General features: G+C 50.2%; 9 protein-coding genes. 8 read left to right on the forward strand and 1 reads right to left on the reverse strand.

Annotated features, from left to right (window positions below):
- Positions 1-82 precede the first annotated feature (82 nt).
- Entirely contained in the window at positions 83-298 is a 216-nt protein-coding gene (locus J1785_RS03575) for a helix-turn-helix transcriptional regulator (protein WP_217218829.1), read from the forward strand.
- A gap of 10 nt (positions 299-308) precedes the next feature.
- Positions 309-1,088: a phage antirepressor KilAC domain-containing protein gene (locus tag J1785_RS03580; RefSeq protein WP_238483062.1), complete on the forward strand. Its 780-nt coding sequence runs from the start codon at positions 309-311 to the stop codon at positions 1,086-1,088.
- Between the two features lie 543 nt (positions 1,089-1,631).
- Here the strand turns inward: J1785_RS03580 and J1785_RS03585 are convergent.
- Positions 1,632-1,811, reverse strand: coding sequence for a hypothetical protein (locus J1785_RS03585; RefSeq protein WP_217218831.1), 180 nt, complete (start codon positions 1,809-1,811; stop codon positions 1,632-1,634).
- A 127-nt stretch (positions 1,812-1,938) separates the two neighbouring features.
- On the opposite strand from J1785_RS03585, the gene J1785_RS03590 reads away from it, so the two are divergent.
- The 6 genes from J1785_RS03590 to J1785_RS03615 are packed head-to-tail and all read left to right on the forward strand — an operon-like array spanning position 1,939 to position 4,774.
- A complete protein-coding gene (locus J1785_RS03590; protein WP_217218832.1) occupies positions 1,939-2,127 on the forward strand; it encodes a host cell division inhibitor Icd-like protein in 189 nt (62 codons plus the stop codon).
- Positions 2,120-2,311 (forward strand): hypothetical protein, encoded by a 192-nt coding sequence (locus J1785_RS03595; protein ID WP_217218833.1) that lies wholly within the window; start codon positions 2,120-2,122, stop codon positions 2,309-2,311. The genes J1785_RS03590 and J1785_RS03595 overlap by 8 nt, the downstream gene beginning before the upstream one ends.
- Positions 2,304-2,477 (forward strand): hypothetical protein, encoded by a 174-nt coding sequence (locus J1785_RS03600; RefSeq protein WP_217218834.1) that lies wholly within the window; start codon positions 2,304-2,306, stop codon positions 2,475-2,477. The genes J1785_RS03595 and J1785_RS03600 overlap by 8 nt, the downstream gene beginning before the upstream one ends.
- On the forward strand, positions 2,470-2,775 hold the full coding sequence (locus J1785_RS03605; protein WP_136376688.1) for a hypothetical protein: 306 nt from the start codon (positions 2,470-2,472) through the stop codon (positions 2,773-2,775). Before J1785_RS03600 ends, J1785_RS03605 begins: the two co-directional genes overlap by 8 nt.
- A complete protein-coding gene (locus J1785_RS03610; RefSeq protein WP_217218835.1) occupies positions 2,772-3,110 on the forward strand; it encodes a hypothetical protein in 339 nt (112 codons plus the stop codon). Before J1785_RS03605 ends, J1785_RS03610 begins: the two co-directional genes overlap by 4 nt.
- Positions 3,107-4,774 (forward strand): DUF5906 domain-containing protein, encoded by a 1,668-nt coding sequence (locus J1785_RS03615; protein WP_217218836.1) that lies wholly within the window; start codon positions 3,107-3,109, stop codon positions 4,772-4,774. Before J1785_RS03610 ends, J1785_RS03615 begins: the two co-directional genes overlap by 4 nt.
- Positions 4,775-5,258: the final 484 nt, after the last annotated feature.

Below are 5,258 nucleotides of genomic sequence, written 5' to 3' on the forward strand. Positions count from 1 at the left end.
CCATTAGAGTGATATCACCCAAAAATAAATAGCGAATATTAAAAATACCCTCTGTTTACAACTGTATACAAGGGTATTTTTCATGGACATCCAACAATTTAGTTCTGAACGCATTATCCGCGAATCCGAATGTCGTCAAATCACCGGCTTATGCCGAATGCACCGCTATAACCTTGAAAAAAATGGGAAATTTCCATGCCGTCGGCAGCTCGGCGGGCGCTCTGTAGGCTGGTTGCTTTCTGAGGTAAATGGTTGGGTTCATAGCCAGCCAAAATCTCAGATCGGCAAAGTGGCGTAAGGGGCGCGCCATGCAAAAGCTAATTGAACTTGTCCCGGTAATGGCGGGAAATATTGGTGGTGACCCTGCATCACTGGTTAGCGCAAAACAACTCCATGCGTTTCTTTGCGTTGGCAGAGATTTCACTACCTGGATCAAAGGGCGTATCAGCCAGTATGGTTTTACCGCTGGCATAGATTTTGTCGTGGTGGAACATTTGAGCGCCCCCGTTTCGGGGAGCACAAAATATCGCCAACAAATTGAGCATGATTACCTGATCAGTATCGACATGGGTAAAGAACTTGCGATGGTTGAGCGTAACGATAAGGGACGGGAGGTGCGCCGTTACTTTATCCAGTGCGAACGCCAGGCAAAGGCAGTAATTGCTGTCCCCCATTCACTGCCAGAGGCTTTACGTCTTGCTGCTGATCTGTCAGAAAAGGCCAGTCATCTCGAAGTTCAACTGGCGGCCGCGGTGCCGAAGGTAAGTTTTGCGGATCGAGTGGCTGAGATCGGTAGAGGTATTTCAATCCCTAATTACGCCAAAACCGTCGGCCTTGGTCCTATCAAACTCTTTGAATGGATGCGTCAGCAGGGGGTTCTAATCGGCGGTGGCCAGCGTCACAACTTGCCAATGCAGCGTTATATCGATAGCGGTTATTTTGCCGTTCGTCAGGGTACATATGAGACGAATGGTGAGGTAAGAGCTTCTTTCACAACGATGTTGACGGGAAAAGGTGAGCAGTGGTTAACGAAAAAGTTGATCGCAGGCGGGATGTTGCAGGAGATACCAAATGCTGGCGCTGAATAAAACAAAAGCGGCCTTGCAGGGCCGCCTAAGTTACTTCACAAATGTCACTGAAGAGAATAACACAGCGATCAGCCTGGTCAACCTAAGCCGGAGTGCTGGCGCTGTTAACTACGGGAAATCTCCGCCAAGGCTGACCGCGGGGGGAATATCCCCCTCGGTAACTGCGGCAATGGCGCGGTTCCAAACCGAGTTGCAAATCTGCAACTCTCTCCATATCGAGGGTGTGCGCCATTGGCTCATACCCCCAATAGCGAACGTAGAGGCTGAGGGTGTGCCCCAACGGAGCGCTGCCATATCTCCCAACTTTTCGGGAGATCTCCAATCAGCGGAAAACTCCGCTGATACCTGGCTGGCCGAGAAACTGGCTGATCAGCCATTTTTACAGCCTTTCAGCACGTCGCCAGGGTTAACGGAGCAGTCAGGTGCCATAAGCGAATCGAACAACCCTGTGTGGTACAAAATCCATAGAATGATTAGTGCAATGAAAATGCGACCTGGGAGGGAATGTAGCAGCCAGCTCATTATATTATCTCCTTCAGAAAATCAGACCTTTGGCTCGATGCCGCGTGATTGCAGCTCTTTGCGGATAATTCGCTTAATCCATGCCGATACAGATGCATCCCCATCCTGCGCCAGTGCTTTCTTAATGCCTTCTTCTAAGCCTGGTTCCACACGTAATGCGATCTGCTTGTTGCCCTTACCTTTGATTTCGACGGTTGACATTTGGTTGACACCTGATTACTTTGAAATGGTAATCAAGTGTATGACAGGTGCATACCAAAAGGCAACGCCTCGGACTGTTAGAGCAGTACCGAGGCGTCTTACCAAACCGTTAACTGGAGTAACGATTATGGCTGGATCACAGCATACCCAAACTAACCCTAAATTCACATGGCGTTTTCTGGCGCTTGATGCCAGAACCTGCAGCGTAATTCACATTGATGCCACTACTGAACGCGAAGCCCGGGATCAGTCACCAGCTGGCTGCGTGATGGTCTTTGCTGGCCGCCTGCCTGTTCAGGGGGTGCAACATGCATAAGCTCACTATGTTGGATGCCCCTGATGAAATCAGAAGCATTGCGACCCTGCTGGCTGCATCCCTTTTGATGAAAGACAACGTCGAAGAGGAGCAACAAACCGCACTTTTGCTGATAGATATTGCTTTGGTCCGGGCGCGCGAGCTGGCCCAGGCTCTCGACTCAGTGGAGGCCCACCATGCTTAAGTTGAATCCTCAGGAAGTTGCAATCACTGAGCTTATCCACTCCAAAGCTATTCTTCGTCTGGTACTGAATGACGTTGAACCCGGCGATGCTCAGGAAGCCATTGAGGCTGTTAACTGTTCGCTGGAACGTGCCTTAGCTGCATTGCTTGAGGTGGATCATGCGTGATATCTACCATGCGGTTGTTGGTAGCTCTGACCTACTCAAAAACCTCTCCCAGGAAGCACTTACTGATTACAAAAACAACTGTGGGGACGCTGCATCAGGAATAGTTTTCGCACTCACCACACTGGGCTGCTTGTCCATGGAAGCTTGTGATAGTGACGAATATTCAGATGAAGAATGCCGAAGAGACATGATGGGGTTAAGTAGCGCTTTGAAGCACTTGCCACGATTGATGCAGGCCCTTGATCAGAACCGTGAGAACGCCGATTACGAATTAAAACGCCGGGGGGCAACAAAATGATCAGCCCAATCAAATTTAACGAGCTGGAAAAACGTGTTGCTGCCCTCGAGCTGGCGCTGGCGGCAATGTCTCGTAAAGACGCCTGCCCGGAAGGCATGGCACCGCTCACCACGATGGCCGCTGAGATGGGGATTTCAACCAAGAAGGCCGAAGAGCTGGCGCGTAACAGCGGCGTGCTGATTGTCCGTCATGGCACCAGCTATGCGGTGCATGAAGCCAAATTTCGCGAGGCGGCGCGGATCATCATCAAAGGGGCAAAACGGCAGTGCCGGAGTAAGTACTGGTTCCACCCGCTGATCGGTAAATTCACTATGTCAGCGAGGCCGAAACTATGACATTAGGGGCAAAACAAAAACTCGACTGGTCGGATGCGCTTTTTTCCTGCGTGTATTTGTGGGTAGTCGGAAGGCCAATAATGCCCGAGGATGCGTCTGCAGCGATGCAAAGGCATGATCCACTGAGCCCCTTGGGTGGCCTGGCTATCAAGATGCGTTCACTGTCGGTAGGCAGTGGCGTTACTCCTGAATGGCTTACTGACAATGGTTACTTTTCAAACCGCAAGCCTGAGAAGGCCAGAGAAAAGCGGGAAGGCGTTGTTTTGGAGTTTATCGACCAATCTGATCTCAACGATGCGTTATCCGATAGTAACCGCATAAATCGATTATTCCCGCCGACAACATTGCCAGCGGCACAGATTGACCGCCGTAAGCTGGGAGATGGAACCACCGTTAGCAGTGATGATGTTGATAAATTGGAAAGGCTGAACGCCACCTATACGCACGTTCTGGCATTTGGGGATCACCACGTGGCTAGCATGCGAGCCAATCCAGTTACCGGAGAGACTCACGCCTTCCAAACTCTCAACTCATTCAGGAATAATTTTCTGGATGTTGGAAGGGTCGCTGGCCGCAAGCTGGGTGAGGCGTGGCTACAATGGCCAGGTCATTCCAAAAGGCTTGATGGTGTGGGGTTCTATCCAAATCCCCCTCTATGTCCGTCCGGCGTCTACAACCTATTCAGCGGGTTGTCAGTTGCCCCAACTCACGGTGAATGCAGCCCATATCTCGATCATCTGCGAGATGTTATCTGTGCAGGTAACGGCGAGGCTTACAAATATCTGGTCGGGTGGCTGGCGCATTTATTTCAGAAACCCCAGGAAAAACCCTCTGTGGCCGTGGTGATGAAGTCGATAGAGGGGACCGGCAAAGGCTCAATGGTAAAACCTCTTCTCGAAATATTGGGAATGTACGGCATTCAGGTAAATGGCCCCGGGCAAATAGCGGGCCGATTTAATGGCACGATCGCCAATAAGTTGTTTGTGTTTGTGGATGAGGCGGAACTGACTGACAGCCGCGCTGCTGACAGGCTTAAAGCGATTATCAGTGAACCAACCATTAACCTGGAACGAAAGGGGAAAGACCCGGAACCCATGCCGAACTATGCCCGTTTTGTTTTTGCCAGCAATCACGAGCGAGTTATACGGGCCGGTATGCGTGAGCGGCGTTACCTGGTACTTGAACCTGACGGAATCAAGGCGCAGAACAAAGGCTATTTTGACCAGCTACATCACTGGATTAATCAGGAGGGTGCTTCCCACCTACTTGCATATTTGCTCAGTTACGACCTGTCAGGCTTCGATCCCCGCAGGGCACCTGTAACAGCCGCGCTAGTGGAGGAAAAATTAGCCAGCCTTCCACCGGCTTATCAGTATCTCTACAGCGAGATGTGGGAGGGAAAGCCATTTGGGGATACGGACAAACTCTATGCGACCGATCTAGTCACGCGGTTCTCTGTCTGGTGTGACGCTCACGGCGAGCAGCTCACGGAGGCAGCAGCCCGATCAGCAGTGGGTAAAGTCATGGCGCGTTTAAATATGCCTGTATGCGGTCGCTCAGACAGGGGGCCGGGTAAATATTACGAGGTGCCAGCCGTGGAAGATCTGCAGGAAAGGTTTGCCGGGCTTATCGGCGAAGATGCGGCGATGGTATTTATCTCATAACACATGTACGAGGAAAGACCTGTACCACCTGTACCACACAGCGTGAACACATTGCGCTGTAAGGATTTATATATGGTACAGGTCATTTATTAACCTATACCAGACCTATACCACCTATACCGTTTTAAGGGCAATGTTGGGATAGGTGGTACAGGTCGGTTTAGGTCTGTTTTACCTACCTGTACCAGCTGCAAGCCACGTCAACACTGGGATAAACGAAATGTGGTACAGGTGGTATAGCAAAAAGCACAAAACTGCGAATGAAATCTCAATGACATACCTCAAGGGGAAAGTGCAATGCCAATTACATTTCGAGACATCAAAACCCATAGGGGTTATTTTGGACTGAGACTTAGAATCAATGAGCACAGAAGAGTATCGCCAGGTCTTAAAAGATGGTGCGTTTTTATGGATTGATCATCACGATTTTGTGCGGAGTACATTTTCAGAGGAAAATTTCGCTACAAATAGTGAGGAAATACAT

The sequence above is a fragment of the Rahnella perminowiae genome (assembly GCF_019049755.1).
GTDB lineage: Bacteria > Pseudomonadota > Gammaproteobacteria > Enterobacterales > Enterobacteriaceae > Rahnella > Rahnella perminowiae.

Excerpts from the sequence above, each read along its gene's own strand:
- J1785_RS03575 (WP_217218829.1), top strand. The coding sequence starts at position 83 with ATGGACATCCAACAATTTAGTTCTGAACGCATTATCCGCGAATCCGAA.
- J1785_RS03580 (WP_238483062.1), top strand. The coding sequence starts at position 309 with ATGCAAAAGCTAATTGAACTTGTCCCGGTAATGGCGGGAAATATTGGT.
- J1785_RS03585 (WP_217218831.1), bottom strand. The coding sequence starts at position 1,811 with ATGTCAACCGTCGAAATCAAAGGTAAGGGCAACAAGCAGATCGCATTA.
- J1785_RS03590 (WP_217218832.1), top strand. The coding sequence starts at position 1,939 with ATGGCTGGATCACAGCATACCCAAACTAACCCTAAATTCACATGGCGT.
- J1785_RS03595 (WP_217218833.1), top strand. The coding sequence starts at position 2,120 with ATGCATAAGCTCACTATGTTGGATGCCCCTGATGAAATCAGAAGCATT.
- J1785_RS03600 (WP_217218834.1), top strand. The coding sequence starts at position 2,304 with ATGCTTAAGTTGAATCCTCAGGAAGTTGCAATCACTGAGCTTATCCAC.
- J1785_RS03605 (WP_136376688.1), top strand. The coding sequence starts at position 2,470 with ATGCGTGATATCTACCATGCGGTTGTTGGTAGCTCTGACCTACTCAAA.
- J1785_RS03610 (WP_217218835.1), top strand. The coding sequence starts at position 2,772 with ATGATCAGCCCAATCAAATTTAACGAGCTGGAAAAACGTGTTGCTGCC.
- J1785_RS03615 (WP_217218836.1), top strand. The coding sequence starts at position 3,107 with ATGACATTAGGGGCAAAACAAAAACTCGACTGGTCGGATGCGCTTTTT.